This is a genomic window from Sphingomonas sp. HITSZ_GF, from assembly GCF_029543155.1.
Lineage (GTDB): Bacteria > Pseudomonadota > Alphaproteobacteria > Sphingomonadales > Sphingomonadaceae > Sphingomonas.
In genome coordinates this window covers 481,843-507,621 of sequence record NZ_JARQXA010000004.1, presented here as the reverse complement: position 1 = coordinate 507,621, position 25,779 = coordinate 481,843, and the positions used below count along the sequence as shown (strand labels likewise).

24 protein-coding genes, 1 tRNA gene and 1 pseudogene are annotated in these 25,779 nt (G+C 67.9%); 16 read left to right on the top strand and 10 right to left on the bottom strand.

The window, feature by feature from the left end:
• The first annotated feature begins 482 nt into the window (after positions 1-482).
• The gene (locus P6144_RS14185) at positions 483-1,958 is read left to right on the top strand and encodes a lipopolysaccharide biosynthesis protein (RefSeq protein ID WP_277768403.1); all 1,476 of its coding nucleotides are present in this window, start codon (positions 483-485) and stop codon (positions 1,956-1,958) included.
• On the opposite strand, the gene P6144_RS14180 is transcribed toward P6144_RS14185, so the two are convergent.
• Positions 1,955-2,383: a CBS domain-containing protein gene (locus tag P6144_RS14180; RefSeq protein ID WP_277768402.1), complete on the bottom strand. Its 429-nt coding sequence runs from the start codon at positions 2,381-2,383 to the stop codon at positions 1,955-1,957. The two genes, P6144_RS14185 and P6144_RS14180, sit on opposite strands and share 4 nt — an antisense overlap.
• Positions 2,384-2,447: 64 nt before the next feature.
• Here P6144_RS14180 and P6144_RS14175 point away from each other — a divergent pair, with 64 nt between their 5' ends.
• On the top strand, positions 2,448-2,747 hold the full coding sequence (locus P6144_RS14175) for a hypothetical protein (protein ID WP_277768401.1): 300 nt from the start codon (positions 2,448-2,450) through the stop codon (positions 2,745-2,747).
• Between the two features lie 58 nt (positions 2,748-2,805).
• On the opposite strand, the gene P6144_RS14170 is transcribed toward P6144_RS14175, so the two are convergent.
• From P6144_RS14170 to hisS, 4 genes are all read right to left on the bottom strand, one after another.
• Positions 2,806-3,519, bottom strand: coding sequence for a DUF4167 domain-containing protein (locus tag P6144_RS14170; protein ID WP_347275823.1), 714 nt, complete (start codon positions 3,517-3,519; stop codon positions 2,806-2,808).
• Positions 3,520-3,787: 268 nt separating this feature from the next.
• Complete coding sequence (gene prmC / locus P6144_RS14165) at positions 3,788-4,603, bottom strand: peptide chain release factor N(5)-glutamine methyltransferase (protein WP_277768399.1); 816 nt, start codon at positions 4,601-4,603, stop codon at positions 3,788-3,790.
• Positions 4,604-4,714: 111 nt separating this feature from the next.
• A complete protein-coding gene (prfA, locus tag P6144_RS14160; protein ID WP_277768398.1) occupies positions 4,715-5,785 on the bottom strand; it encodes a peptide chain release factor 1 in 1,071 nt (356 codons plus the stop codon).
• A gap of 133 nt (positions 5,786-5,918) precedes the next feature.
• On the bottom strand, positions 5,919-7,154 hold the full coding sequence (hisS, locus tag P6144_RS14155) for a histidine--tRNA ligase (RefSeq protein WP_277768397.1): 1,236 nt from the start codon (positions 7,152-7,154) through the stop codon (positions 5,919-5,921).
• Positions 7,155-7,468: 314 nt separating this feature from the next.
• Here hisS and P6144_RS14150 point away from each other — a divergent pair, with 314 nt between their 5' ends.
• The 4 genes from P6144_RS14150 to P6144_RS14135 all read left to right on the top strand — a co-directional run bounded on the left by P6144_RS14150 (position 7,469) and on the right by P6144_RS14135 (position 14,337).
• Positions 7,469-8,620: an efflux RND transporter periplasmic adaptor subunit gene (locus tag P6144_RS14150; RefSeq protein ID WP_277768427.1), complete on the top strand. Its 1,152-nt coding sequence runs from the start codon at positions 7,469-7,471 to the stop codon at positions 8,618-8,620.
• A 6-nt stretch (positions 8,621-8,626) separates the two neighbouring features.
• The gene (locus tag P6144_RS14145; RefSeq protein WP_277768396.1) at positions 8,627-11,827 is read left to right on the top strand and encodes an efflux RND transporter permease subunit; all 3,201 of its coding nucleotides are present in this window, start codon (positions 8,627-8,629) and stop codon (positions 11,825-11,827) included.
• Positions 11,824-13,275, top strand: coding sequence for an efflux transporter outer membrane subunit (locus P6144_RS14140; RefSeq protein WP_277768395.1), 1,452 nt, complete (start codon positions 11,824-11,826; stop codon positions 13,273-13,275). The genes P6144_RS14145 and P6144_RS14140 overlap by 4 nt, the downstream gene beginning before the upstream one ends.
• 279 nt (positions 13,276-13,554) lie before the next feature.
• Entirely contained in the window at positions 13,555-14,337 is a 783-nt protein-coding gene (locus P6144_RS14135; RefSeq protein WP_277768394.1) for an enoyl-CoA hydratase-related protein, read from the top strand.
• Between the two features lie 21 nt (positions 14,338-14,358).
• Here P6144_RS14135 and P6144_RS14130 read toward each other — a convergent pair whose 3' ends face one another.
• Positions 14,359-15,906 (bottom strand): DHA2 family efflux MFS transporter permease subunit, encoded by a 1,548-nt coding sequence (locus P6144_RS14130; RefSeq protein ID WP_277768393.1) that lies wholly within the window; start codon positions 15,904-15,906, stop codon positions 14,359-14,361.
• 71 nt (positions 15,907-15,977) lie between these two features.
• Between P6144_RS14130 and P6144_RS14125 the strand changes: the two genes are divergently transcribed.
• The 5 genes from P6144_RS14125 (at position 15,978) to hemW (ending at position 19,436) form a co-directional block, all read left to right on the top strand.
• Positions 15,978-16,571 (top strand): TetR/AcrR family transcriptional regulator, encoded by a 594-nt coding sequence (locus P6144_RS14125; protein ID WP_277768392.1) that lies wholly within the window; start codon positions 15,978-15,980, stop codon positions 16,569-16,571.
• Positions 16,568-16,987 carry a PaaI family thioesterase gene (locus P6144_RS14120; protein ID WP_277768391.1) on the top strand — a complete coding sequence of 140 codons (420 nt, stop codon included), beginning with the start codon at positions 16,568-16,570 and terminating at the stop codon, positions 16,985-16,987. Before P6144_RS14125 ends, P6144_RS14120 begins: the two co-directional genes overlap by 4 nt.
• The gene (locus tag P6144_RS14115; RefSeq protein ID WP_277768390.1) at positions 16,984-18,087 is read left to right on the top strand and encodes an HlyD family secretion protein; all 1,104 of its coding nucleotides are present in this window, start codon (positions 16,984-16,986) and stop codon (positions 18,085-18,087) included. Before P6144_RS14120 ends, P6144_RS14115 begins: the two co-directional genes overlap by 4 nt.
• 43 nt (positions 18,088-18,130) lie before the next feature.
• Positions 18,131-18,204: transfer RNA gene (locus P6144_RS14110), tRNA-Gly, on the top strand.
• Between the two features lie 101 nt (positions 18,205-18,305).
• A complete protein-coding gene (hemW, locus tag P6144_RS14105; RefSeq protein ID WP_277768389.1) occupies positions 18,306-19,436 on the top strand; it encodes a radical SAM family heme chaperone HemW in 1,131 nt (376 codons plus the stop codon).
• A 133-nt stretch (positions 19,437-19,569) separates the two neighbouring features.
• Here hemW and P6144_RS14100 read toward each other — a convergent pair whose 3' ends face one another.
• Positions 19,570-20,772: a penicillin-binding protein activator gene (locus P6144_RS14100; protein WP_277768388.1), complete on the bottom strand. Its 1,203-nt coding sequence runs from the start codon at positions 20,770-20,772 to the stop codon at positions 19,570-19,572.
• A 12-nt stretch (positions 20,773-20,784) separates the two neighbouring features.
• Between P6144_RS14100 and rsmI the strand changes: the two genes are divergently transcribed.
• A complete protein-coding gene (gene rsmI / locus P6144_RS14095) occupies positions 20,785-21,618 on the top strand; it encodes a 16S rRNA (cytidine(1402)-2'-O)-methyltransferase (protein ID WP_277768387.1) in 834 nt (277 codons plus the stop codon).
• Positions 21,619-21,962: 344 nt separating this feature from the next.
• On the opposite strand, the gene P6144_RS14090 is transcribed toward rsmI, so the two are convergent.
• Complete coding sequence (locus P6144_RS14090) at positions 21,963-22,142, bottom strand: hypothetical protein (RefSeq protein ID WP_277768386.1); 180 nt, start codon at positions 22,140-22,142, stop codon at positions 21,963-21,965.
• Between the two features lie 89 nt (positions 22,143-22,231).
• Here P6144_RS14090 and P6144_RS14085 point away from each other — a divergent pair.
• A pseudogene (locus P6144_RS14085) lies at positions 22,232-22,402 on the top strand (YraN family protein); the annotation flags it as partial.
• A 58-nt stretch (positions 22,403-22,460) separates the two neighbouring features.
• Here P6144_RS14085 and P6144_RS14080 read toward each other — a convergent pair.
• Entirely contained in the window at positions 22,461-22,895 is a 435-nt protein-coding gene (locus P6144_RS14080; protein WP_277768428.1) for a hypothetical protein, read from the bottom strand.
• Between P6144_RS14080 and P6144_RS14075 the strand changes: the two genes are divergently transcribed.
• The 3 genes from P6144_RS14075 to P6144_RS14065 all read left to right on the top strand — a co-directional run bounded on the left by P6144_RS14075 (position 22,830) and on the right by P6144_RS14065 (position 24,854).
• Positions 22,830-23,210 (top strand): YraN family protein, encoded by a 381-nt coding sequence (locus P6144_RS14075; RefSeq protein ID WP_277768426.1) that lies wholly within the window; start codon positions 22,830-22,832, stop codon positions 23,208-23,210. The genes P6144_RS14080 and P6144_RS14075 overlap by 66 nt on opposite strands.
• Before the next feature lie 98 nt (positions 23,211-23,308).
• The gene (gene gshB / locus P6144_RS14070; protein ID WP_277768385.1) at positions 23,309-24,265 is read left to right on the top strand and encodes a glutathione synthase; all 957 of its coding nucleotides are present in this window, start codon (positions 23,309-23,311) and stop codon (positions 24,263-24,265) included.
• A gap of 4 nt (positions 24,266-24,269) precedes the next feature.
• Entirely contained in the window at positions 24,270-24,854 is a 585-nt protein-coding gene (locus P6144_RS14065) for a DedA family protein (protein WP_277768384.1), read from the top strand.
• A 6-nt stretch (positions 24,855-24,860) separates the two neighbouring features.
• Here P6144_RS14065 and P6144_RS14060 read toward each other — a convergent pair whose 3' ends face one another.
• Positions 24,861-25,754, bottom strand: a complete 894-nt coding sequence (locus tag P6144_RS14060; protein WP_277768383.1) for a tyrosine recombinase XerC — start codon at positions 25,752-25,754, stop codon at positions 24,861-24,863.
• Positions 25,755-25,779: the final 25 nt, after the last annotated feature.

The following is a 25,779-nucleotide window of genomic DNA, read 5'->3' as shown; positions in this document are numbered from 1 at the left end:
TACTGACGCCTAGAAGCCGCCAGACCCGGGGCCGCCGCCCACATGTCCCTTCATCTAAATCACTATGTCAAAGAGCGACAAAAACCGACGCACCGTCCAACCCCTTTTTTGAGGGGCGACCTGTGCGCCTTGCTTTTGGTGACCGCCGCGTCGTTCCGGTGAGGAGCACCGCGTCGGTGGAGTGGCTTCTATGCTCGGCTCCCCGACCCGTCAACAGCGTTTTGTACTTTTCTGTCTTTCTTTCGAAACATAGCCAGAAAACGGCAGATTTCTGCGGTTTTCTGGCACCTGCACTGCCTCGCAGGTTGCGCCTCGGCAGCGTTTTCGGCCCCGAATCAGCCGAATCACCCCCTCGACTCGGGCGGGAATCGGGCGCCGGAAGCGATTCCCTGGCCGATTCCCCGGAACCAATTGGGAATCACGCAAATGCGCGGGTGTGGCGGTTTACGGCGCATAAAGGCGAACGGGCGCATAGCGCGCGCATGAGTGAACCCGTACTGGCCGCCGAACCCGAAGGCATGACGCTGCACCAGCAGGTCCGCAGCGCCGTGATCTGGCGTTCGGGCACCCAGATCTTCGGCCAGCTGCTTACCTGGGCGTCGACCTTCATCGTCATCCGGCTGCTCGGCCCCTCCGCATACGGCCTGTTCGCGATGACCCAGGTGATCCTGGTGCTGCTCAACATGCTGAATGGCTATGGCCTGGCCAGCGCGCTGATCCAGCGCGCCGATGCTGGGCGCGATGCCCAGCGCCAGCTGTTCGGCATGCTGATCCTGCTGAACTTCGGCCTGGGCGCGCTGCAGTTCCTCGCCGCCCCCGCCGCCGCGGCCTATTATCGCCAGCCGATGGTCGCCGACCTGCTGCGCGTGCAGGCACTCCTTTATATAGCGACGCCGTTCATCGCGCTGCCCCAGGCGCTGCTCTCGCGCGAGATGGACTTCCGCAAGCAGGCGCTGGTCAATTTCGTCTCGGCGCTGGCCGGTGCGGTCACCGCGCTCGCCGGTGCGCTCGCCGGCATGGGGGTGTGGACGCTGGTCGCCGCTCCGATCGCCTTGTTCGCCACCCGCGCGATCGGCATGACCATCGCGGCGCGCTCGCTGATGTGGCCGAGCTTCGACTTTCGCGGCGCCGGCGACATCGCCCGCTATGGCGGGGTGATGGCCACCGGCCAGCTCTTCTGGTTCGCGCAGAGCCAGGCGGATGTGTTCATCGCCGGCCGACTGTTCGATCCGCACATGCTCGGCATCTACACGACCAGCCTCTTCCTCACCCAGATCTTCGTCTCGAAGTTCGTGCCCCCGCTCAACGAAGTCGCCTTCTCCGCCTATGCCCGGCTGAAGGACGACCGCGCCGCCGTCGCTGCCGCCTTCACCAAGTCGGCGCGGCTGGTGATGCTGGTCGCGATGCCCTTCTATCTCGGCATGGCCGCCACTGCCGATCCGCTGGTCGCCGTGGTGCTCGGCCCCAAATGGCTCGAAGCGGCGCCCGTGGTGCACTGGCTCGCGCTCGCCATGCCGATGATGACGCTGCAGGTGCTGTTCGCCCCCGCCAGCGACGCCTGCGGCCGCCCGGGGATCAGCGCGCAGAATTCGATGACCGGCGCGCTCTGCCTGCCGATCGCCTTCCTGGTCGGCGTGCATTGGGGCGTGATGGGCCTCGTCGCCGCCTGGTTCGCCGCCTATCCGATCTATCTCGCAGTCAGCACCTGGCGGACGCTGCCGGTGATCGGCGTGCGCTTCGCCGCGCTGGTCGAGGCGATCGCGCCGCCGGTGCTCGCCGCCTGCGCGATGGCGCTGCTGGTGAAAGGCGTCGATGCGCTGCTGCCGCCGCTGCCGCCGCTCGTCCATCTCGCGCTGCTGGTGAGCGCCGGCGGCATTGCCTATGCCGCGCTGCTGTTTCTGTTCGCGCGGCGGATGCTGGTCGAGTCGATCAACCTGATCCGCAACCGCGGCGCCTAGACCGCCTGGATATAGGCGCGCATCGCATCGGCTTCGGATTCGATCCGCTCGATCCGGTACTTCACCAGATCGCCGATCGAGATGAAGCCGACACAGGCGCCGCCCTCGACCACCGGCAGATGCCGGATGCGCCGCCGCGTCATCAGCGCCAGCGCGCCGAGCACCGATTCGTCGGGCGCCACGGTGATCGCCGGCGCGGTCATCACTTCGCTCACCCTGCGGTCGAGCGCGCCCGCGCCTTCGCGCTGCAGCCCGTAGATCACGTCACGTTCGGAGAAGATGCCGGCCACGGCGCCGCCGGCCATCACCGGCACTGCGCCTATCCGCTTTTCGGCGAGCAGCGCGACTGCGTCCGCCACGGTGCGATCGCCCTGGATCGACACCACGTCGCGCCCTTTTCCCCCCAGGATTGCCGCGATGGTCATCGCTCGACTCCTCAATCGGGTTCAGGCGGTTGAGTCTTCCACACATCGACCCCAATTGCAAAAAATGGAATCGCCCCGGGGCCTCGACGATCCGGACTATGCCGCCTTCGCCTGGGCGCGATATCGCCGCGTGCTCGGCGGGATGGCGCTGGTCTCGCTTGCCACCGCGATCGGCGCGGTGCTGATCCTCTGGCACTGGCTGGGCTGGCTCAACTGGACGCTGGCCATCGCTACATCGCTCGGCATCTTCTGCACGATGCTGCTCGGCGCCGCGCTGATGGGGCTGATGTTCCTCAGCTCGGGCACCGGCCATGACGAGCAGGTCGAGGACCGGATCAGCCCCGAAATAGATATCGGCGACTGAGCCCGAGCCCAGCCGCCGATAGCGTTGCATATATATATAGCGTGCGCGCGGCGCCGGTTCAGGCGGCCGGCGCTTCCGCGTCCTTGCGGGCACGCGGGCGGCGCGGCTTCTTCACCGGCTCGTCCGCCTCGCCCTCGGATGCTGCATCGACCACGCCGAAGGCGGGCGGCAGCACCGCTGCGTCGATCGCATGGCTCTCGGCCTCGTCGCGGCGCTGGCGACGGGCGCGGCGCGGCGCCTGCTCCTCGCGCGGCGCGCGCTCTTCGCCGGCCTCGAAGCCTTCGCCCTCGGCAGCGGCGTGACCGTTGCTCTGGCCGTTGCTGCGGCCGCCGCGCTCCTCGCGATCACGGCGCGGACGCTCCTGGCGATCCTCGCGGTCCCGGCGCGGGCGATCCTGCTGAGCGCGCTGCTCGCGGGGCTGCTCCTCGCCGTCCTCGGCGCGGTTGCCATCGGCCTCGAGCTCGAAATCCTCGTCGTCGCCGTCGAAGTCATCGCGCTGGCGGCGCTGCTGGTTCTGCTCCTCGAAGCGCGAACGCGTCTCGCTCAGCACGCGGAAATAGTGATCGGCGAACTGCAGGTAATATTCGGTGTTGACCCGGTCGCCCTGCATCTGGGCGTCGCGCGCCAGATTCTTGTACTTTTCGAGCAGCTGGGCGGCATTGCCGCGCGCACGGTTGTCGATGCGATTTCCGTTGCCCTGGCCGGGGTTGCCACCCTGGCGCTGCTGCTGTCCGCCACGACCACGACGGCGGCCAGCCTGACGATTGTTCATCAAGGTCTATTTGTCCTGTCTTGTTTACGCTGTCCGTCGGTCCAATTCCTGGGTCCCGGATGCAGTTTACAAATGCGCGCCAATGCCTCGGGAGGCTTTGGTCGCCGCCATGGCCACCGGACTGCAGTGGCTGTCATGACCTGGATCGGGGCGTGCTTCTCACGGCCCAAGTTTTCAACGGCTTGGTTGAAAGTGCCCTACCCCGTGGCTGTCTTAGCCGGTGCAGCACCAATCTCCAAGCAGAAATATATGTCGTTTTCGGGTCATTTCAAGAGAGCAGCAATGCCCGGGGCCGCTCGCCAAGGTCCTTGTACAGCGTCACGGCGAAACCGCACTTCCGGGCAATCGCGGATACGGATTCGGCCTGGGTCCAGCCGATCTCGATCACTGCGGCGCCGCCGGGCGCGAGCAGCCGGCGCAGATCGGGGATGATCCGGCGATAGTCGTCCAACCCTTCCGCACCTGCGAACAGTGCCGCGCCCGGCTCGTAGGCACGCACCTGTTCGGGCAATGCCTCATCGGTGCCGATATAGGGCGGATTGGCCAGGATCAGATCGAAGCGGCCGTCGAGCCCCTGGGTCCAGTCGCCCGGCATGAAGCGGGCCCGCGCCTCCATGCCCAGCGCGACGGCGTTGCGCCCGGCATAGCCCAGCGCGGCCTCCGATGCGTCAATGCCCAGCCCCTGCGCCTCGGGCCATTCGGCCAGCGCCGCGAGCAGCAGCGTGCCCGGCCCGGTGCCGAGATCGAGGATGCGCGCCGGGCTGCGCGCGCCGAAATATTCGAGCGCCGCCTCGATCAGCGTCTCGCTGTCGGGCCGCGGGATCAGCACGCCGGGTCCCACCGCCAGCTCGATCGTCCAGAAGGCGCGGCTGCCAGTGATATAGGCGATCGGCTCATGCGCCAGCCGCCGCGCCACCAAAGCCTCCAGCCCCTCGGGCGCCGGATCGCCGAGATGGCGCAGGATCATCGCCTCGCGCGTCACGCCCAGCGCATGCGCCATCAGCAGTTCGGCATCGAGCCGGGGCGAATCGGAGACGGGCTCAAGGCGCTTGGCGACCTGGTTGAGGGCGGCATGAACACTCATAAGCCCCTCCCCTTCAGGGGAGGGGTTTGGGGTGGGGCATGTGTCTCACCGAAACCGGAAGCCAAGGGAATAGGCCCCACCCCAACCCCTCCCCTGAAGGGGAGGGGCTTTCTACCCATCCAGCTGCGCCAGCCGATCCGCTTCGTCCTGAGCGATCAGCGCGCCGATCAGCTCGTCGAGCTCGCCTTCCATCACTTCGGGCAGGCGGTGGAGCGTCAGGTTGATGCGGTGATCGGTCACCCGGCCCTGCGGGAAATTATAGGTGCGGATCCGCTCCGAGCGATCGCCCGAACCGACCTGCGAGGCGCGCGCGCCCGAGCGCTCCTGCGCCAGCCGGTCGCGCTCGCGCTCGTACAGGCGGGTGCGCAGCACCTTGAGCGCCTTGGCCTTGTTCTTGATCTGCGAGCGCTCGTCCTGCTGGATGACGATCGTGCCGGTGGGAAGGTGGGTGATGCGCACCGCGGAGTCGGTGGTGTTCACGCCCTGCCCGCCCGGGCCCGAGGCGCGGTAGATGTCGATGCGCAGATCCTTGTCGTCGATCTTGATATCGGCCTCTTCGGCTTCCGGAAGCACCGCCACCGTCGCCGCCGAGGTGTGGATGCGCCCGCCTGCCTCGGTCGCCGGCACGCGCTGGACGCGGTGGACGCCGCTCTCGAACTTCAATTTGGCGAACACCCCGGTGCCGGTGACGCTCAGCACGACTTCCTTGTAGCCGCCGAATTCCGATTCGGAGGCGGAGATCAGCTCGATCTTCCAGCCCATCCGGTCGGCATAGCGCTGGTACATGCGAAGCAGGTCGCCGGCGAACAAGGCGGCTTCGTCGCCGCCCACGCCGGCGCGGATTTCGAGCATCGCCGGGCGCGCGTCCGCGGCATCCTTGGGGAGCAGCGCCAGCGCCAGCCCGCGCTCGGCATCGGCCAGTGCGGCTTCGTTGGCATGGAGCTCCTCCACCGCCATCGCGCGCAGTTCCTCGTCCGATTCCTGCGTCATCAGCGCCAGCGATTCGGCCTCGCCGCGCAAGCGGCGGACTTCGCCGGCGGCCAGCGCCACCGGCTCGATCTCGGCATATTCCTTGGAGACCGCGACGAAGCGGTCGCCCGACAGGTCGCCGGTCGCCATCATCGCCTGCAGCTCGTCGCGCCGCGCCTCGATCGCGGCAATCCGGTCGGCGGGGATCTTCATGCGGCTGCCTGCTGGCCAAGCTTTTCCCCGGCGAAGGCCGGGGCCCAGACTCGGCTCTGAACCAAAGGCGCGCTACCGCGCGCGATGTTTGAATGGGGCTGGGCCCCGGCCTTCGCCGGGGAAAGGAAGAGGGTCACGCGAGCGACTCCAGCAGCTGACTCACGCGAACATATTCATCGGTCGGCGTGGCGGAGCGAATGTTAGTCACGACTTCGTCGTCCTGAAGCCGGAAGGAGACCAGGACTTTCGCATTCACTTTGGCCGCCTTGTCATAGCGCTTCCGGGGCGAGCCGGTCGCGATCATATCGGCGGAAAAGCCATTGTCCCGGAGCAACCTGATCGCGCGCTGGGAATGGCCCAGCGCCCGGTCATCTTCCACGGCGATTATCACGTCGGGGTTTTCCGCCGCCGGCTCCGCGATCATCATCGCCAGCCGCTCGACGCCTGCCGCCCAGCCCACGCCCGGCGTCTCGGGGCCGCCGAGATTGCCGACCAAGCCGTCATAGCGGCCACCGGCCAGCACGGTGCCCTGCGCACCGAGCTTGTCGGTGACGAACTCGAACGCGGTGTGGCGATAATAATCGAGCCCGCGCACGAGGCGCGAATTGCGCGTCCACTGGACGCCGGCCGCATCAAGCCCGTCGGTCACTGCCTTGAAGAAGGCCGCCGCCTCCTCGGTCAGATAGGCGTCGATATCCGGCGCGCTGTCGGCGATCGGGCGGTCCTTCGGATCCTTCGAATCGAGGATGCGCATCGGGTTCTTCTCGAGCCGGACCAGGCTGTCCTCGCTCAGCTGATCCTTATGCGCCTCGAAATGGGCGACCAGCGCGGAGCGCCAGGCGTCGCGCGTCTCCGCGTCGCCCAGCGTGTTGAGCTGGAGCGTCACGTCCTCGATGCCGAGTTCGCGCAGCAGCTGGTCGGCCAGCACCAGCAGCTCGACATCGGCGGCGGGGTCGGCCGCGCCGAGGATCTCGGCATCGAGCTGGTGGAACTGGCGGAAGCGGCCCTTTTGCGGGCGCTCGTAGCGGAACACCGGGCCCGAGGTGACCAGCTTGATCGGCGCATATTGCTGCCAGCCCTCGGTGATATAGGCGCGGCAGATGCCGGCGGTGAATTCGGGGCGCAGCGTGATCAGGTCGCCGCCCTTGTCCTCGAAGGTGTACATTTCCTTCGAGACGACATCGCTGGTCTCGCCCATCGAGCGGGCGAACACGCCCGTCGCCTCGAACACCGGGATGTCGACGCGCTGGAAGCAATAGAGCTTGCGGACATGGTCGAAAGTCTCGAGCACGCGGGCGAACCTGCGCTGCTCTTCGCCGAAAATGTCCTGCGTACCCCGGATGCGGTTGGGCGTTTCAATGCGTGCCATATTGGCGCGCGCCAATAGGCCGCTTCCGGGCGCGCCGCAACGCGCCAGTTACATGCCGCTTCAAGGACAAGCGATCAAAGTGGTGCACCGGCATGTTGCAATAGCTTGCTCAACCGTAGAAACGCTGTCCCAGGACCGGGCCTAGTTTCGCGTTTCCCGGATATTTCTTGTATTGCGCCTGTACAGGCGCCTGCCCAAGAGCGTTTCCGCATAGAACCGCGCCCCGAGTCGGCGCCTTGATCCGGGTTGAAGAATTGCGCCGAATCACCCTTGGCGGCTCCCGCCTTCCTGCCTTTGTCCTCCTTTCCGCAACGCTGATTCTCGCCTCCTGCGGAAGCGGCAGCCAGACCGCGCAGAAAAAGGGCGCCGGCGGCCCGCCGACGGTGGGCTATGTCGTGGTGCAGCCGGGTGAAGTGCCGGTGGTGGCGGAGCTGACCGGGCGGGTGAACCCGTTCCAGGTCTCCGAGGTGCGTCCCCAGGTCGCCGGCATCGTCCGCAAGCGCTTCTTCACCGAAGGCTCGATCGTCCGGCAGGGGCAGACGCTCTACCAGATCGATCCCAGCCTCTACGCGGCAAGCGTGGCCGAGGCTTCGGCCAATCTCCAGAACGCCCGCGCCACGGCCGAGGCGGCGAAGATCAAGGCGGATCGCTACAAGCCGCTTGCCGAGGCCGAGGCGGTGGCCAAGCAGGATTACACCGATGCCGCCGCGGCGTCGCGGCAGGCCAACGCCCAGGTGGCGCAGACCGGCGCGCAGCTGCGCACCGCGAAGATCAACCTCAACTTCACGCGCGTGCCCGCCCCGATCACCGGCCGCATCGGCCGCACGCTGGTCACCGAAGGCGCGCTGGTCACGACGAACCAGACCGATCCGCTCGCCGTGATCCAGCGGCTCGATCCGATCTATGTCGATATCCAGCAGTCGAGCACCGAGCTGCTCGCGCTGCGCCGCGCGCTCGCCCAGCAGGGCGTCAGCCCCGGCAGCGCCAGCGTCCGCCTCAAGCTCGAGGACGGCAGCGAATATGGATCGGCCGGCACCGTCCAGTTCTCCGAGGTGATGGTCGATCAGACCACCGGCACGGTCACGCTGCGCGCCAGCTTCCCCAATCCCGAGGGCCTGTTGCTGCCCGGCATGTTCGTCCGCGCGGTGTTCACCCAGGCGATCGACACGCGCGCCTATCTGGTGCCGCAGCAGGCAGTGTCGCGCGATGCCAAGGGCAGCGCCCAGCTCTGGGTGGTCGGGCCCGACAACAAGGCGGTACGCCGCGACGTCGTCGCCGATCGCACCCAGGGCGCATTCTGGGTCATCACCGGCGGGCTCAACCCCGGCGACAAGGTGATCACCCAGGGCATCGCCAACCTGAAGCCCAATGCCGCGATCAAGCCCGTCCCGGCCGATTCGCCGCAGAAGATCGAGGCGCCGCGCAAGGGCCAGGGCAGCGGCGCATCCAAGTCGAAGGGCGGCTAAGCTCCCATGTCTCGCATCTTCATCGATCGCCCGATCTTCGCCTGGGTGATCGCGATCATCACCATGCTGATGGGCCTGGGCGCAGTCTATGCGCTGCCGATCGCGCAATATCCCGACATCGCCCCGCCCCAGGTCAACATCCGCGCCACCTATCCCGGCGCCTCGGCGGAGACGGTGCAGAACTCGGTGACCCAGATCATCGAGCAGAACCTCACCGGCATCGACGGCCTGCTCTATTTCAGCTCGTCGTCCACTTCGCGCGGGCAAGTGACGATCAGCGCGACCTTCGACAAGGGCACCGATCCCGACATCGCCCAGGTCCAGGTGCAGAACCAGGTACAGGCATCGCTCTCCCGCCTGCCCAACCAGGTCCAGCAGCAAGGCGTGCGCGTCACCAAGTCCAACCCCGACACGCTGCTGCTCGTCGGCGTCTATGACGAGACCGACAAGCGTACCCACCGCGACGTGTCCGACTGGCTCTCGTCCAACCTTCAGGACACGCTTTCGCGCCTGCCCGGCGTCGGCGACGTCAACGTGTTCGGCTCGCCCTATGCGATGCGCATCTGGCTCAACCCCGCTGCACTCGCCAGCTACAGCCTGATGCCGAGCGACGTGGTGACCGCGATCACCAACCAGAACACCGAGATCGCCGCGGGCGAGATCGGCGGCCAGCCGATGCCGACGAGCCAGATGCTCAACGCCACGGTCACCGCCCAGTCGCGCCTCCAGACCCCGGAGCAGTTCGCCAAGATCATCCTCAAGACCCAGACCAGCGGCGCGCACGTCCTGCTGAAGGACGTCGCCCGGATCGAGCTGGGCGCGGAGAGCTACAACGCGGTCAGCCGCGTCAACGGCCATCCCGGCTCGGGCATCGCGATCAGCACCTCGCCCGGTGCCGACGCGCTCAAGACCGCCGAGCTGATCAAGAAGACCGTCGCCGAAGCTTCCAGGGATTTCCCCGAAGGCTTCAACTACGCCTATGCCAACGACACCACCGAGTTCATCAAGCTCTCGATCGACGAAGTGGTGAAGACGCTGATCGAGGCGATCATCCTCGTCGTCATCGTCATGTTCGTCTTCCTGCAGAGCTGGCGCGCCACGCTGGTGCCGATGATCGCGGTGCCGGTGGTGCTGCTCGGCACCTTCGCGGTGTTCTACGCGCTCGGCTATTCGATCAACACGCTCACGCTCTTCGGCCTCGTGCTGGTGATCGGCCTGCTCGTCGACGACGCGATCGTCGTCGTCGAGAATGTCGAGCGCCTGATGGAGGAGGATCCCGAGCTCACCCCGCGCGAGGCGACGATCAAGTCGATGGACCAGATCCAGGTCGCGCTCGTCGCGATCGCGCTGGTGCTCTCCGCGGTGTTCCTGCCGATGGCGTTCTTCGGCGGCTCGACCGGCGTGATCTACCGCCAATTCTCGGTCACCATCGTCTCGGCGATGATCCTGTCGGTGCTGGTCGCGCTGATCCTCAGCCCCGCGCTCACCGCCACCATGCTCAAGCGCAAGAAGGACATGGCCGAGCCCGGCTCGGGCTGGCTCGCGCGCCGCGTGCCCTTTGTCGGCCGCTGGGCGCGTACCGGCTCGGAGAAGTTCAACCAGGGCTTCGAGTGGACGATCGAGCGCTACACCCGCACCATCTCCTATGTCGTCGATCGCAAGTGGATCTTCCTGCTGATCTACCTGCTGGTCTGCGCGCTGCTCGTGCTGATGTTCTACCGTCTGCCGACCGGCTTCCTGCCGACCGAGGACCAGGGCGCCGCCAGCATCCAGTTCCGCCTGCCCGCCGGCGCCACCCAGGCCCGCACCCAGGAAGTCCAGGTCGCGATCGAGCGCTATATGCGCGGGCAGGAAGGCAAGAACATCGCCACCACCTTCACCGTCACCGGCGGCGGCGGCGGCGGCGGCGCCAGCGGCCAGAACACCGGCCAGGGCTTCGTGAACTTCGTCCCCTGGGACGATCGCCCGGGCAAGGAAAACAGCGCCGACGCCATCGTCCAGCGCGCCGCGGGCGCCTTCCGCAACTTCCGCGATGCCCAGGTCTTCGCGCTGGTGCCGCCGGCGATCCGCGGCCTCGGCCAGTCGAACGGCTTCACGCTCGAGCTGCAGAACACCAGTGGCATGTCGCGCACCGATTTCCTCGCCGCGCGCGACAAGCTGCTCGCCGCAGCCAATGCCGATCCCGATCTCCAGGCGGTCCGCCTGTCCGACCTGCCCGACGTGTCGACGCTCAACATCCAGATCGACCAGGAGAAGCTGGCGGCGCTCGGGCTGACTCAGGCCGACGTCAACAGCACGCTGTCGACCGCCTGGGGCGGCCGCTACGTCAACGACTTCATCGATCGCGGCCGCGTCAAGCGCGTCTATGTGCAGGGCGACGCGCCCTATCGCGCCGATCCGAAGAATCTCGGCGAATGGTTCGTCCGCGGCAGCAATGGCCAGATGGCGCCCTTCTCCGCCTTCGCCACGATCAGCTGGGCCACCGCGCCGACCACCGTCTCGCGCTTCCAGGGCATCTCGTCCTTCGAATTCCAGGGCCAGCCGGCGCCGGGCAAGAGCTCGGGCGATGCGATGAACCGGATGGAGCAGCTCGCGGCGCAGATCCCGGGCACCAGCGTATCCTGGGCCGGCCTCTCCTATCAGGAGCGGCTCGCCGGCGGCCAGGCGCCCCTGCTCTACGGCGTCTCGCTGCTGATCGTCTTCCTCTGCCTCGCCGCGCTGTACGAGAGCTGGTCGATCCCGGTCGCCGCGATGCTGGTGGTGCCGCTCGGCCTGATCGGCGCGGTGTTCGCGGTGTCGCTGCGCGGGCTGCAGAACGACGTCTATCTGCAGATCGGTCTGCTCACCACCATGGGCCTGGCGACCAAGAACGCGATCCTGATGATCGAGTTCGCCGAGCGCGCCGAAAAGGAAGGCAAGCGCGTGATCGAGGCCGCGATCGAGGCCGCCCGCATCCGCTTCCGCCCGATCGTGATGACCAGCCTCGCCTTCATCTTCGGCGTGCTGCCGCTGGCGATCTCCACCGGTGCCGGCGCCAACAGCCGCATCGCCATCGGCACCGCGGTGATCGGCGGCATGCTCACCGCGCTGATCCTGGCGATCTTCTACATCCCGCTGTTCTTCGTGCTCGTCCGCCGCGGCGTGCGCGATTCGCTCAAGGCGGTGCGTGGCCGAATGGGCCGCAACAAGCCGGAGGCGCAGGCATGAAGCACCTCGTCCTCACCCTGATGCTCGGCACCGCGCTGGCCGGCTGTTCGATGGATCCCAAGCTCGAGATGCCGGCCGCGCCGGTGCCGCAGAGCTGGCCCGTCGGCGATGCCTATCTCAGGGCCAATGAAGCCGCACTGCCCACGGTCACCTGGCAGGACATCTTCAAGGACCCGCGCCTCCAGAAGCTGATCGAGCAGGCGCTGGCCAATAATCGCGACCTGCGCATCGCCGCCGCCAATATCGCCGCGGCGCGCGCGCAATATCGCATCCAGCGCGCCGATCGGCTGCCCGGCCTCGATGCCGATGCCGGCGCGAGCGTATCGCACGGCAACAGCACCGGCACGACCACGGCCAGCACCAGCGGCACGCGCACGAGCTTCTCGGGCGAGATCAGCGTGCCCGCGTTCGAGCTCGATCTGTTCGGCCGCGTCGCCTCGCTCACCCGGGCGGAGCAGAACAACTGGTTCGCTACCGAAGCCGCCGCGCGCGCCACCCGGCTCGCGCTGGTCGGCGACATCGCCAGCGCCTGGCTCAACCATGCCGCCGATGCGAGCCTGCTAAAGCTCGCCCAGGATACCGCAGCCAATGCCGAGCGTTCGGTGAAGCTAACGGACATGCGGCTGAAGGGCGGCGTCGCGCCGCGCACCGATCTCGCCCAGGCGCAGCAGACGCTGGCCGGCGCCCAGTCGGACGTCGCCGCGCAGAAGACCGCGCTGGCGCAGGACGTCAACGCGCTGCGCCTGCTCGTCGGCGCCGAGATCGACCCCGCGTTGCTTTCCACTTCGATCGAGGAAGCCGCGCCGACCGTCGCCGAGCTGCCCGCCGGCGTCGATTCGGGCGTGCTGCTCCGCCGTCCGGATGTGGTGCAGGCCGAATATCAGCTCCGCGCCGCCAATGCCGAGATCGGCGCCGCCCGCGCCGCGCTGTTCCCGCGCATCTCGCTGACCGGCCTGCTCGGCCTGGCCAGCAACGCGCTCACCGGCCTGTTCTCGGGCGACGGCTTCCACTGGTCGGGCGGCGCTTCGGGCAGCTATCCGATCTTCAACGCCGGTGCCGGCCGCGCGGGCGTGCAGCTCAGCGAGGCGCAGCGCGACGCCGCGCTCGCCACCTATGAGAAGGCGATCCAGACTGCCTTCCGCGAAGTCGCCGATGCGCTGGCGCGGCGCGGCACGATCGACGACCAGCTCAAGGCCGATACCGCGAACCTTACCGCCGCGCAGGACAGCTATCGCCTCGCCGACGCGCGTTATCGCGGCGGCATCGACAATTTCCTCGCCAGCCTCGTCGCGCAGCGCTCCTATTATTCGGCGCAGCAGGGGCTGGTGCAGACCCGGCTGATCGAAGCGACCAACCTGGTGACGCTCTACCGCACGCTTGGCGGCGATTCGCTGCTGACCGCGACGGCGAGCGGCCCGCAGGGAACGTCGGCTACGACCACGCCATAGAGCCCCCCTGCTGACCCAAGCTGTTCCCCGGCGAAAGCCGGGGTCCAGTAGCGGCGAACTTCGTTAGGCGTGGGCACCTCTTGAACGATGTTGCAGCTGGGCCCCGGCTTTCGCCGGGGAGCAGTTTAGCCATAGCGAATCGACTGGTTGCAGTGCTTCCCTCGATTCCGCCGACGATCGGCCACGCACCAACCACCGCTTCCCTAGCGGAATCCCGCTCACCCTTTTCCGCCTCCCGCCACCCCGCTATCGGTCGCAAAACGAAACCGGAGTGGACCCATGGCGTACGAGATGATCCTGACCGAGCGCACGGGCGATGTGCTGGTGATCACGCTCAACCGGCCCGATCGCCTCAACGCCGCGCCGCCGGCGATGTTCGACGAGATCCGCGATGCGCTGGCCACGCTCGATGGCGCCCGCGCGGTGCTGATCCAGGGCGCCGGCCGCGCCTTCTGCTCGGGCGCCGACGTGAGCGGACAGGTGCTCGCCTCCGCCGATCCCGCCGCGGCGACCAGCTCGGCGCTGACCGATCATTACCACCCCACCGTCCTCGCGGTCTCGCGGCTCGGCGTTCCCGTGGTCAGCGCGGTGCGCGGCCCGGCGGCCGGCATCGGCTGCAGCCTGGCGCTCGCCGCCGATTTCTGCGTGACGAGCGACACCGCCTATTTCCTCCAGGCCTTCGTCAATATCGGGCTGGTCCCCGATGGCGGCGCCACCTGGCTGCTCCCCCGCCTGGTCGGCCGCTCGCGCGCGCTCGAGATGATGATGCTCGGCGAGAAGCTCCCGGCGCTGAAGGCGCGCGACTGGGGCCTGGTCCACAGCGTCGTCTCGGACGAGCAGCTCGAGCATGAAGCGCTGGCACTCGCCACCCGGCTGGCGGCAGGCCCCACGGCAGCGCTCGGCCTGATCCGCCAGGGCATGGCCGAAGCGCTCGAAGCCACGCTGGAGCAGACTCTGGCGATGGAAGCAGACAATCAGCGCGCCGCCTTCGCCACCGCCGATGCCAAGGAGGGCGGCATGGCCTTCCTCCAGAAGCGCAAGCCGAGCTTCACGGGGAAATAGGCCGCCCGGCCACCTCGTTCGTCACCCTCGCGCCGGCGGGCGGCACAGCGGCACCAGCACCAGCGCCGCGACGAACAGCATCGCCATGATCCGGAAGACGTCGTTGAACGCCAGCGTCAGCGCCTCGCGCTGAGCGAGCTGGCCTGCCATGCCCTGCGCCATCTGCAGCGCGTGCGCACGATCGGCGGTCAGGCTGCCGACATGCTGCGCCAGCCCCTCGATCAGTGCGCTGCCCGATCGCCCCGCCGCGCCCAGCGCCTCGCCCAGCCGCAGCATGTGCAGCCGGGCATTGTCCTGCAGCCAGGTGTTGACCAGCGCGATGCCGATCGCCCCGCCCAGGTTCCGCATCAGGTTGAACAGTCCGGACGCGTAGCGTAGCTCCGGCCCGGCGAACCCCGCCAGCGCCAGGTTCACGCTCGGGACGATGCACAGCATGATCGCGAAGCTGCGCACCGCCTGCGGCCAGAGCAGCGCATGGAAGCCCCAGTCCGGGGTCATGAAGCTGAACAGCCACAGCCCGGCGGCGAACAGGCTCAGCCCGAAGGTGATCATGATCCGGGGATCGAGCCGCTGCGACAGCGACGCCGCCACCGGCACGCCGAGCATCTGGACGATGCCGGCGATGAACACGGTCGAGCCGATCTCCGAGGCATTGTAGCCGCGCACCGTGCCGAGGAAGACCGGCACCAGATAGGTCGCGGCATAGATGCCGAAGCCGATCACCAGGTTGAACACGCAGGCGAAGACGAAGGTCGGCTTGCGGAAGGGCGACAGGTTGACGATCGGATTCTCCGAGCGGAACGACCGTTCCAGGAAAAGCAGCAGTGCGACGAAGCTCAGCCAGGCGCCGGTGGCGATGGCATGATCCTGCAGCCAATCGTTCTTCGGCCCCTCTTCGAGCACATATTCGAGCCCGCCCAGGAAAACGGCCATCGCTAACAGATGCGTCCAGTCGATCCGCTTGAGCATCGCGGGATTGGGTAGGTCGACGCGGATCATCGTGAAGGCGAGCGTCGCCACCGCGGCGCCGGGCAGGATGTTGATGTAGAAGATCCAGCGCCAGCCGGCGGCGTCGGTGATCCAGCCGCCCAATGTGGGGCCCAGCGTCGGTGCCAGCACCGATACCATCCCCAGGATCGCCGGGATCATCGCGCGCTGCTTGCCCGAGAACATTGCGAAGCCGGTGGCGAACACCGTCGGCACCATCGCTCCGCCGACGAACCCCTGGAGCGCGCGGAAGGCGATCATCGATTCGATGCTCCAGGCGAGACCGCACAGCGCGCTAGCAACGGTGAACAAACCGGCTGAAAGCGTGAATAGCCAGCGCGTCGACAGCGCCTGCGCCAGGAACGCCGAGAAGGGGATCATCACCAGCTCGGCCATCAGGTACGCCGTCTGCACCCAGCTGATCTCGTCCGAGCTGGCGGACAGTCCCGCACGCACTTCGTTGAGCGAGGCAGCGACGATCTGGATGTCGATCAGCGCCATGAACTGGCCGAACGCCATCACGCCGAAGATCAGGAATTTCCGCCGATCCGGCAGCGCCTGGGGGTCGATCGTCTGCGCCATTAGGGCCTCTTGCGAATGCGTGCAGGCCCTTTTATATGATGATCATCATATAAAACAAGGAGCGCCCGAAGATGCGCTATCCGCGCGAACATAGCGAACATACGCGTAAGAAGATTCTGCAGGAGGCCGCCGGCTCGATCCGGGCGCGCGGCCCCGCGGGCGTGGGCGTGGCGGCGCTGATGAAGCAGGCCGGCCTCACCCATGGTGGCTTCTATGCCCATTTCCCCTCCAAGGACGCGCTGGTCGCCGAGGCGATCGCCCTGATGTTCGAGGAAGCCCGCGGCCGGTTCGACCGCAGCATGGCCGAGGCCGATCCCCGCCAGGCCCTTGCGAACTATGTCGATTTCTACCTGTCGGCGCTGCATCGCGATGCCCGCGGCCGCGGCTGTCCGGTGGCTGCCCTGTCGGGTGACATGGCCCGGCTCGAGCCCGTGGCCCGCACCCGCTTCGCCCAGGGCGCCGCGACACTCTCCGGCTGGCTCGGCGCGGCGCTCGGTGGGATCGGGGTGCCCGATCCCGCCGATGCCGGCCGCTCGATGCTGTCCGAGCTGGTTGGCGCGCTGCTCCTCGCCCGCACCGCGATCGACCTCGCCGAATCCGATGCGATCCTGGCGGCTTCCAAGGCGGCGATCCGCGCCCGCTACCGGCTGGAACCCGCGGCATGACCGGGCTCGAGCAAGTCCAGGCGCTGCTTGCCGCGGGCAAGCAGCCGCCGATTGGCGAGACGCTCGGCTTCGCGCTGGTCGAGGCGGCCAAGGGCCATGCCGTGTTCGAGGGCACGCCCGACCGGCGCGCCTATAACCCGCTCGGCACCATCCATGGCGGCTATGCGGCGACGCTGCTCGACAGCGCCTGCGGCATCGCCACGCACACCAGCCTGGCGGCGGGGCAGAGCTACACCACGCTCGAGCTCAAGACCGCCTATCACCGCACGATGACCGCCGACACCGGCCCGGTCCGCGCCGTCGGTACCGTCGTCTCGATCGGCCGCCGCGTCGCCTTTGCCGAGGCGAAGCTCACCGATGCGCAGGGCCGCCTGCTCGCCTCCGCCACCTCCACCCTGCTGGTGATCTCGCAATGAACGCTCCCGCCCAGATCGAAGTCGAAACGCCAGCCCGCCGCCGCCTTCCCCGCGCGCTCGTCGCCGGGGGCGCCGCCGCATTGCTCGCGGTCGCCGGCACCGTGTGGATCGCGCTCCCGGCGTCGAGCGAGACCACCGACAATGCCTATCTGCGCGCCGATTCCACGCTGGTCTCAGCCCGGATCGCCGGACAGATCGCCGAGGTGCTGGTGCGCGACAATCAGGTCGTCCGCGCCGGGGACCCGCTCGTCCGCATCGACGATCGCGAGTTCGCTGCCAAACTGTCTGCCGCACAGGCGGCGGTACGCGATGCCGATGCGGCAGTCGCTGCCGCCCGCGCGGCACTGGTTTCGCAGGCCGCCGAGAGCGTCGCCGCCGGTGCCGATGTCGCGGTCGCCCGCACCGCCATTGCCTCATCCAACGCCGAGGTCGTCCGCGCCGAGGCTGACCGGGTGCGCTTCGACGAACTGCTCGCCCGCGGCTTCGCCACCCGGCGCGACGCCGAGCGGATGCGCGCCACCGCGATCGATGCGCGCGCCAGGCTCGACCAGAGCGGCGCCAGCCTGAACGCCACCCGCGACCGCGCCGCGGTCACCTCGGCCAAGCGCGGTTCGCTCGATGCCGGCCTCGCCAGCGTCGTCGCGGGTGCCGAACGCGCCCGCGCCGCGTTGCGCCTCGCCGAGCAGGACCAGGGCTACACGCTGATTCGCGCCGCGGTGGACGGCGTCGTCGGCAATCGCCAGGCCCAACCGGGGGACTATGTCCAGCCCGGCACCCGGCTGCTTACCCTGGTGCCGGTGCGCCAGCTCTACGTCGTCGCCAATTTCAAGGAGACGCAGACCCGCAAGATGCTCGCGGGCCAGCCCGCGCTGGTGTGGGTCGATGCCCTGGGCGGCAACGCGCTGAAGGGGCATGTCGAGAGCTTCGCGCCGGCATCGGGCTCCGAATTCTCGCTGCTGCCCTTCGAGCCGGGCTCGGGCAACTTCACCAAGATCGTCCAGCGCGTGCCGGTGCGCATCGTCCTTGATCCCGGCCAGGCGGCGCTGGCACGGCTGCGGCCGGGACTTTCGACCACGGTGAAGGTCTCGTTCGACCGCTGAGGTTGACGGGACCGCCAGGGCTGTGGCACTCGGCCCGCGGCTCGCGGGTATAGCACAATGGTAGTGCAGCAGCCTTCCAAGCTGAATACACGGGTTCGATTCCCGTTACCCGCTCCACTTTCTCCGGCCCGGCGAACCCGCGTTCCTTGTGACGCTTCGCCCTGCCGGGCTACGCTAGGGGTTCGATTCCCGTTACCCGCTCCAAGCCCCTCAGACCGATGACCGACACCGCCCCCCCTCTCGCACTCTATGTGCACTGGCCGTTCTGCGTGTCGAAATGCCCCTATTGCGATTTCAACAGCCATGTCCGCGAGCGCGTCGACCAGGCGGCGTGGCGGTCGGCGATGCTTGCCGACCTCGCCCATGAAGCCGCGGCGCTGCCCGGGCGCCGGCTCGGCTCGATCTTCTTCGGCGGGGGCACGCCCTCGCTGATGCCGCCCGAGACCGTCGCCGCCGTCATCGCGGCAGCGGAGCGGCATTGGGGCTTCGAGCCCGGCATCGAGATCACGCTCGAAGCCAATCCCAGCTCGGTCGAGGCCGCGCGCTTCGCCGACATCGCCGCTGCCGGCGTCAACCGGGTGTCGCTCGGGCTGCAGGCGCTCGACGACGATGCGCTGCGCTTCCTTGGCCGAGCCCACGGCGTCGACGAGGGGCTGGCCGCGCTCGATACCGCGCAGCGCGCCTTCGACCGGGTCAGCTTCGACCTGATCTATGCCCGGCCCGACCAGAGCCAGGCCGACTGGGAAGCCGAGCTGCGCCGGGCGCTCTCCTTCGGCACCGAGCACCTCTCGCTCTACCAGCTCACCATCGAGCCCGGCACCCGCTTCGCCACCCTGTTCGAGAAGGGCGAGCTCAAGGCCTATGACCCGGACCAGGCCGCCGACCTGTTCGAGGCAACCCGCGTCCTTACCGCCGAGGCCGGCCTTCCGGCCTATGAAGTCTCCAACCATGCCCGGCCGGGCGCCGAGAGCCGGCACAACCTGACTTATTGGCGCTACACCGACTATGCCGGGATCGGCCCCGGTGCGCATGGCCGGCGCGGCGGCACGGCCACCGTCCGCCACAAGAAGCCCGAAAACTGGCTCGCCGCGATCGACCGCAACCAGCACGGCATGCAGACCGAGGAGCCGCTCGACCGCCACGACCGCGGCGTCGAGGCGCTGGTGATGGGCCTGCGCCTGGCCGAAGGCGTCGACCTGGACCGCATCCCCGACGCCCCGCTCGACGCGAAGGCCGCGGCGCTGCTGGAGAAGCAGGGCCTGGTGAAGCGGGAGGGCAGCCGGCTTGTCGTTACCGACGCCGGCATGCCCGTGCTGGAAGCGATCCTGCGCGAGCTTGTCGTTACCTAATTCCTCTCCCCGGGGGAGAGGGGGACGGCCGCCGAAGGCGGTGGTGGAGAGGGCACGCCGCCGGCGATACAGCTCGTGGCAGGCCCCCTCCACCAGCTTCGCTGGTCCCCCTCCCCCTCCGGGGGAGGATTTCTCAGTTCCCGAAGCCCGTAGGCGCCGGCGAGACCGTCACCGTGGTGCCCGCCTTGACTTCCTGCACCTCGAGCGCGCGTTCGGCCACGCCGTCGCGGCGGAAGCGGAAGGCGCCGTCGAGGCCGCCAAAGCCGTCGGGCGCGGTCAGCCGGCTCTCGGGGAAGGCGTCGCCCGGGCGCCAGTCGCGGGCGATGCGCACGGTGAGCAGCACCGCGTCATAGCCGAGCGTCGACAGCCGGTACGGTGCCGCGCCGAAGCGGGTGCGATACTTGGTCGCATAGGTGCGGTAGTAATTGTCGGGCACGCTGGCGAACCAGGCACCGTTCAGCACCGCATTGGCGCCGATCGCCGAATCGGTGTTCCACAGCTCGGTGCCGAGGATCCGCGCAGTCTTGCCGCCTGCCGACTTGCGGATGATCGGCGCCGCGCTCACGCCGCTGCCGCCCGAACCGGCGATCAGGATCGCCTGATAGGGCGTGCGGCTGAGCTTGGTGATCGCGTTGGTCATCGAGCCGGGACGGCCGTCATAGGTCTCCATCGCCAGCACCTTGCCGCCCTGATCCTCGACGGCGCGCAGGAACACGGTGGAAGCGCGCTCGCCATAGACCCCCGAGACCATCAGCCCGGCAAAGCTGGAAACGCCCTGGCCGCGCGCATATTCGACGACCCGCTCGATCGACTGGGCCGGCGAATAGCCGAGCAGATAGGTGCCGTTACCGGCGACCGCGGTATCGTTCGAGAAGCTGAGCACCGGCACGCGCGCCGAACGCGCGATCGGCGCCACTTCGCGCGCATCTTCGGCGAGCAGCGGGCCGAGGATCAGCTTGTTGCCGTCGGCGATCGCCTGGCGTGCCGCGGCAGCCGCGCCGCCAGGAGCGGCGGTATCATAGGTGGTGATGCGCAGCATGTCCGACCTGGTATCGAGCACTGCCAGCTGAGTCGCATTGGCCAGCGACTTGCCGACGCCGGCGTTCGCGCCGGTGAGCGGCACCAGCAAAGCGACTCGGTGGCGCTCGACGTCCTGGGGGAGGCCGGGTGCGATCGGGCGAGTCGACGGCCGCTCGCGCGGCGCCTCCACGCTGGGCGCGGGCCGGGTTTCCGGGATCACGCGCGGTCCGCTGGCGCAGGCGGCCAGCAGCGCCGCAAGGCCCAAAGCGGCCCAGCGAAGGATGCCCCGTTGCGGTGTGAGGGTCCCGTCTGCCATTTACTCTCCCCGATGCACGCTGTTCTAACGCCCGGCCTCTATATCGTCGCCACCCCGATCGGCAATCTCGGTGACTTGTCCCCGCGCGCCTCCGAAATACTCCTGGGCGCCGATCTGGTTGCCGTTGAAGACAGCCGTGTGACAGCGAATCTGTTCCGCCACCTCGGCGCCAAGGGCAAGATGCTGCCCTATCACGACCATAACGCCGATGCCGTGCGCCCCGGTCTGGTGGCGCGGATGGCGACCGAGGCGATTGCGCTCGTCTCCGACGCGGGCACGCCGCTGATTTCCGATCCCGGCTTCAAGCTGGTGCGCGACGCCCGTGCCGCCGGCCATACGGTGACGACGATTCCCGGCCCCTGCGCGGCGATCGCAGCGCTGACGCTGGCCGGACTGCCGACCGACCGCTTCCTGTTCCTGGGCTTCCTGCCGAGCAAGCAGCAGGCCCGCGCCGAATCGATCGCCGAGATCGCGAACGTGCGCGCCACGCTGGTGCTCTACGAATCGGGCCCGCGGCTTTCGGCCTGCCTCGCCGCACTGGCCGAAGGGCTGGGCGACCGCGAGGCGGCGGTGGCGCGCGAGATCAGCAAGAAGTTCGAGGAATGCGTCACCGGCTCGCTGACCCAGCTGGCCGAACGCTATGCCGAGGCGCCGCCCAAGGGGGAGATCGTGGTGGTGGTCGCGCCGCCGGGCGCCCCGCCGCCCGCCAGCGCCGACGATGCCGATGCCGCGCTGGCGGAGGCGCTCACCCGGCTGCCGGCCAGCAAGGCGGCGGGCGAAGTGGCGAAGAAGCTCGGGCTCGATCGCAAGGCGCTCTATGCGCGGGCGATGGAGATGAAGGGCTGATCCTACAGCGCGCTGCGAGTCGGCCCGCCAAAGGACACGGTGTACACGCCAAGAGCGGATCTTTCGGGGCGCTATTTTCCCTGTTTTCCCGGAAACGCGCCGCATCTCGCAGCTTTGTTGCGCGAGAACGATCCTATCTTTCCTACAGAGGCGAATGCTGTGCATGGCCCGGGAAGGCCAGCAGGCGAAATCCTACATTGCAAGCCAAGTTCGTCACCCCGGCCTTGTGCCGGGGTCCACCGGGAGGCGAGGATGGGCAAGAGGTGTGGAGTCAGGAAGCGCGGCTTAGTGGACCCCGGCACAAGGCCGGGGTGACGGCGTGGCTGGATCGCCGCTTCGGAAGCTCAGGCGTATTCGCGCTCGAGCATGCCCATCTCGTCCGCGCCGGTCAGTTCGGCCAGGCGCCTGAGATAGCTCTCCGCCAGCTGGCGGCGACGCAGCGCGGCGGCTTCGGTCAGCGCATGCTTGGCAGCTGCGAGTTCCTGAGCGGCGCGACGCCGATAATAGCGTTCGTTCGATTCCATTTCTGCGACCCCCCGAAGGGCACCGATAAACCCGCTTCGGTGCGACTCGGTCTGGCGATGGTAACCAAAGTTATCCACAGGTGCGAGTCGTGAGGCGCAAAAGACCAACGGATCGCCGCGCTGCGGAAACGCGTGGCCGCGAAGGCGAACGCCGGGCGGCCTGGTGGCTATGGCTGAAAGGCTGGAAAATCCTCGATTCGCGCGTGCGCACTCCGGCCGGCGAAGTCGATCTGGTTGTGCGCCGCGGCAACCTGGTGGCGTTGGCGAGTATGCCGATTACACCCCACCAATATCAGCGGTGTATTGCGAACGCGGTAGTCAACGATCCGCGGGCGGTATCGATTTCCAGTCCTCGAATGTTTCAAAGATTTCCGCTGTGGGCCAACGCGGATCGATTTCGGCGTGACGAGTCAAATGCACTTGAGCGAAGCGCCCATCTGCCAGCATGAAAAGAAAATCGTCTCGTCGCCAGCGTCGCCCGACTGCGGTCCATTGAGCGCCGAAGAGAATATGCCCCGGAGCGAGTTCGCGACGAAGTTCAACTTCCGCCCAAGCGGCGTCGTTCGGCGTTACCGATTCCCAATCTCCATCCCACAGAAATTCATTTCGCATGTCTTTGGATATCCAGTGCTTACAAGCACGCGCAAGCGACTTGCTGATCGACGCGTGACCAATCAACATAATCTCATGCCAAGTCCACGCAGCAAGAAAAACAGTGAGGAACGCCGCAAAGCGGAAGCGGCGGGCAGGCATGGCGAACGCATGGCAGCTTGGTGGTTATGGTTGAAAGGCTGGAGCATTCTCGACCGCCGCGTCCGAACACCGGCAGGCGAGATCGATATCGTGGCCCGGAAAGGGAACTTGATTTCCTTCGTCGAGGTCAAGACGCGCGCCACCGCCGCCGATCTCGACTTCGCGATCGACGAGCGCCGGCTCGCCCGCGTCGCCGCCGCGGCCGAAGTGCTGATGCCGCGCTATGCCGGACCGGGCGACGATATCCGCGTCGACGTGATCCTCATTGCCCCGCGCACGCTCCCTCGCCATATCGAGAACGCCTGGATGGGGTGAACCAGCCGTCATCCCGGCGAAAGCCGGGATCTCGTGCCGGTTTCCCCTGTTGCCTGAGACCCCGGCGTTCGCCGGGGTGACGATATGAGAGTAGTTGGATGTCGCTTACCGTCGCCGTGCAGATGGACCCGCTCGATGCGATCAACATCGCCGGCGATTCGACCTTTGCGCTGATGCTCTCGGCCCAGGCGCGCGGGCACAGGCTGTTCCACTATGCCGCCGAGGACCTGAACTATCGCGACGGCCGCGTCTGGGCCAAAGCACATCCGGTGACGGTGCAGCGCGTGGTGGGCGATCATTTCACCTTCGGCGACCCGGTGTCGCTCGATCTGGGCGATGAGGCCGATGTGGTGCTGATGCGCCAGGATCCGCCCTTCGACCTGGGCTATATCACCGCCACGCACCTGCTCGAGCGGATCGCGGACAAGACGCTGGTGGTCAACGATCCGGCCAGCGTGCGCAACGCGCCGGAGAAGGTGTTCGTCCTCGATTATCCGCAGTTCATGCCGCCGACGCTCGTCACCCGCAGCCTGGACGAGGCGCGCGCCTTCCTGGCCGAGCATGGCGAGATCGTGATCAAGCCGCTGCACGGCAATGGCGGCAAGGCGATCTTCAAGGTGGGCAGCGACGGCGCCAACCTCTCATCGCTGATCGAAGTGTTCAACACCGCGTGGCGCGAGCCGCACATGGTGCAGGCGTTCCTGCCCAGCGTGGCAGCGGGCGACAAGCGCATCGTGCTGGTCGACGGCGAAGTGGCCGGCGCGATCAACCGCATCCCCGGCGAAGGCGAGATCCGATCGAACCTGGCGGTGGGCGGGAGCGCGGCCAAGACCGAGCTGACTCCGCGCGAGGAAGAGATTTGCGCGGTGCTGGGCCCCGAGCTCAAGAAGCGCGGGCTCCTCTTCGTCGGCATCGACGTGATCGGCGGCGAATGGCTGACCGAGATCAACGTCACCTCGCCGACCGGGATCGTCGCGATCGACCGGTTCAACGGCACCGATACCGGCGCGCTGATCTGGCAGGCGATCGAGCGCCGCGTGGCGGAGCGCCGCTGACCCGATGATCGACTGGCTCGACTGGGGCTATTTCGGCGTCTTCCTGCTGATGGTGCTGGAAAACGTCATTCCTCCCGTCCCTTCCGAACTGATCATGAGCGTGGCCGGCATCGCCGCCGGCCAGGGCAAGATGGATTTCGTGCTGCTGGTGCTGACCGGCACGGCGGGCTGCGCCGTGGGCAATCTGTTCTGGTGGGAGATCGGGCGGCGCTTCGGCTATAAGCGGCTCGAGCCGCTGGTGCGGCGCTGGGGCCGCTGGCTGACGCTGGAATGGGAGGATATCGAGAAGCTGCGCCGCTTCTTCGATCGCTGGGGCGGCATCACCGTGCTGGTGTTCCGCTTCATGCCGATCGGGCGCACGGTGATCTCGATCCCCGCCGGGCTGATGCACATGCCGCTGGGCCGCTTCCTGATCTACACGACGATCGGCAGCGCGATCTGGAACACGATCCTGGTCGGCGTCGGCTATTGGCTGGGCACCAATTTCGAGACGATCGACCATTGGATCGCCCCGATCTCGATCGCCGCGATCGCGGCGGTGGCAATCGGCTATCTGTGGCGGGTGCTCACCTGGAAGCCGCGCGGCTGAACGTCGCTACGCACGGGGATGCGCGTTGCGGTACACGTCGAGCAGATGCGCCGCGTCGACCGCGGTATAGACCTGGGTCGAGCTGAGGCTGGCATGGCCGAGCAGCTCCTGCAGCGCGCGCAGATCGGCGCCGCGGCCGAGCAGGTGGGTGGCGAAGCTGTGGCGCAGCGCGTGCGGCGTGGTGCGATCGGACAGGCCGAGCGCGGTGCGCGCGCGCTGGACCGACTTGCGGATCACGCCGGGCGGCAGCGGCCCGCCCTTGGCCCCGCGGAACAAGGGCGCATCGCGCGCGGTGCCATAGGGGGATAGCCGGGCATAGGCTTCGATCGCCTCGCGCACCTGGGGAAGCAGCGGCACCAGCCGCGTCTTGGCGCGCTTGCCAGTGACGCTCATCGTCTGGCCCAGCGGCAGCACCGCGCCGGTGAGCGCCACCGCCTCGCCGATGCGCAGCCCGGCGCCGTAGAGCAGCAGCAGCACCGCCCAATCGCGCGCGGCGAGCCAAGGCTCGCTGGCCTCCTCCGACACGGTTTCGGCGAGCGCGACGGCTTCGTGCGGGGCGATCGGGCGCGGCACGCCCTTCTTGACGCGCGGGCCCTTGAGCCGGGGCAGCTCGGCCTCGTCGCCGGCGGCGAATTTCAGGAAGCCGCGGACGGCGGACAGCTCGCGCGCGGCGGACGCGTTGACCAGCCCCTCGTCGCGGCGGTACGCGAGATAGGCGCGCAGATCGGTGGCGGTGATGTTCGCGAGCGCGTCGCGGGTGACCGGGCCGCCCCAATGGCGCTGGAGGAAGGCGACCAGCCGCTCGGCAGTGGCGCCATAGGCCCGCACGGTATGCGCCGATCGCCGCCGATCCCGCACGAGATGCTGCGCATAGAGGAGCGGAAGGGCGGGGGTGGTCATGGGGGGAGCATAGCTCTCCCTCTCC

Bases quoted from the DNA above. Each gene is read 5' to 3' on its own strand.
- P6144_RS14185 (WP_277768403.1), top strand. From the start codon at position 483: ATGAGTGAACCCGTACTGGCCGCCGAACCCGAAGGCATGACGCTGCAC.
- P6144_RS14180 (WP_277768402.1), bottom strand. From the start codon at position 2,383: ATGACCATCGCGGCAATCCTGGGGGGAAAAGGGCGCGACGTGGTGTCG.
- P6144_RS14175 (WP_277768401.1), top strand. From the start codon at position 2,448: ATGGAATCGCCCCGGGGCCTCGACGATCCGGACTATGCCGCCTTCGCC.
- P6144_RS14170 (WP_347275823.1), bottom strand. From the start codon at position 3,519: ATGAACAATCGTCAGGCTGGCCGCCGTCGTGGTCGTGGCGGACAGCAG.
- prmC (WP_277768399.1), bottom strand. From the start codon at position 4,603: ATGAGTGTTCATGCCGCCCTCAACCAGGTCGCCAAGCGCCTTGAGCCC.
- prfA (WP_277768398.1), bottom strand. From the start codon at position 5,785: ATGAAGATCCCCGCCGACCGGATTGCCGCGATCGAGGCGCGGCGCGAC.
- hisS (WP_277768397.1), bottom strand. From the start codon at position 7,154: ATGGCACGCATTGAAACGCCCAACCGCATCCGGGGTACGCAGGACATT.
- P6144_RS14145 (WP_277768396.1), top strand. From the start codon at position 8,627: ATGTCTCGCATCTTCATCGATCGCCCGATCTTCGCCTGGGTGATCGCG.
- P6144_RS14140 (WP_277768395.1), top strand. From the start codon at position 11,824: ATGAAGCACCTCGTCCTCACCCTGATGCTCGGCACCGCGCTGGCCGGC.
- P6144_RS14135 (WP_277768394.1), top strand. From the start codon at position 13,555: ATGGCGTACGAGATGATCCTGACCGAGCGCACGGGCGATGTGCTGGTG.
- P6144_RS14130 (WP_277768393.1), bottom strand. From the start codon at position 15,906: ATGGCGCAGACGATCGACCCCCAGGCGCTGCCGGATCGGCGGAAATTC.
- P6144_RS14125 (WP_277768392.1), top strand. From the start codon at position 15,978: ATGCGCTATCCGCGCGAACATAGCGAACATACGCGTAAGAAGATTCTG.
- P6144_RS14120 (WP_277768391.1), top strand. From the start codon at position 16,568: ATGACCGGGCTCGAGCAAGTCCAGGCGCTGCTTGCCGCGGGCAAGCAG.
- P6144_RS14115 (WP_277768390.1), top strand. From the start codon at position 16,984: ATGAACGCTCCCGCCCAGATCGAAGTCGAAACGCCAGCCCGCCGCCGC.
- hemW (WP_277768389.1), top strand. From the start codon at position 18,306: ATGACCGACACCGCCCCCCCTCTCGCACTCTATGTGCACTGGCCGTTC.
- P6144_RS14100 (WP_277768388.1), bottom strand. From the start codon at position 20,772: ATGGCAGACGGGACCCTCACACCGCAACGGGGCATCCTTCGCTGGGCC.
- rsmI (WP_277768387.1), top strand. From the start codon at position 20,785: ATGCACGCTGTTCTAACGCCCGGCCTCTATATCGTCGCCACCCCGATC.
- P6144_RS14090 (WP_277768386.1), bottom strand. From the start codon at position 22,142: ATGGAATCGAACGAACGCTATTATCGGCGTCGCGCCGCTCAGGAACTC.
- P6144_RS14075 (WP_277768426.1), top strand. From the start codon at position 22,830: ATGCCAAGTCCACGCAGCAAGAAAAACAGTGAGGAACGCCGCAAAGCG.
- P6144_RS14080 (WP_277768428.1), bottom strand. From the start codon at position 22,895: ATGCCTGCCCGCCGCTTCCGCTTTGCGGCGTTCCTCACTGTTTTTCTT.
- gshB (WP_277768385.1), top strand. From the start codon at position 23,309: ATGTCGCTTACCGTCGCCGTGCAGATGGACCCGCTCGATGCGATCAAC.
- P6144_RS14065 (WP_277768384.1), top strand. From the start codon at position 24,270: ATGATCGACTGGCTCGACTGGGGCTATTTCGGCGTCTTCCTGCTGATG.
- P6144_RS14060 (WP_277768383.1), bottom strand. From the start codon at position 25,754: ATGACCACCCCCGCCCTTCCGCTCCTCTATGCGCAGCATCTCGTGCGG.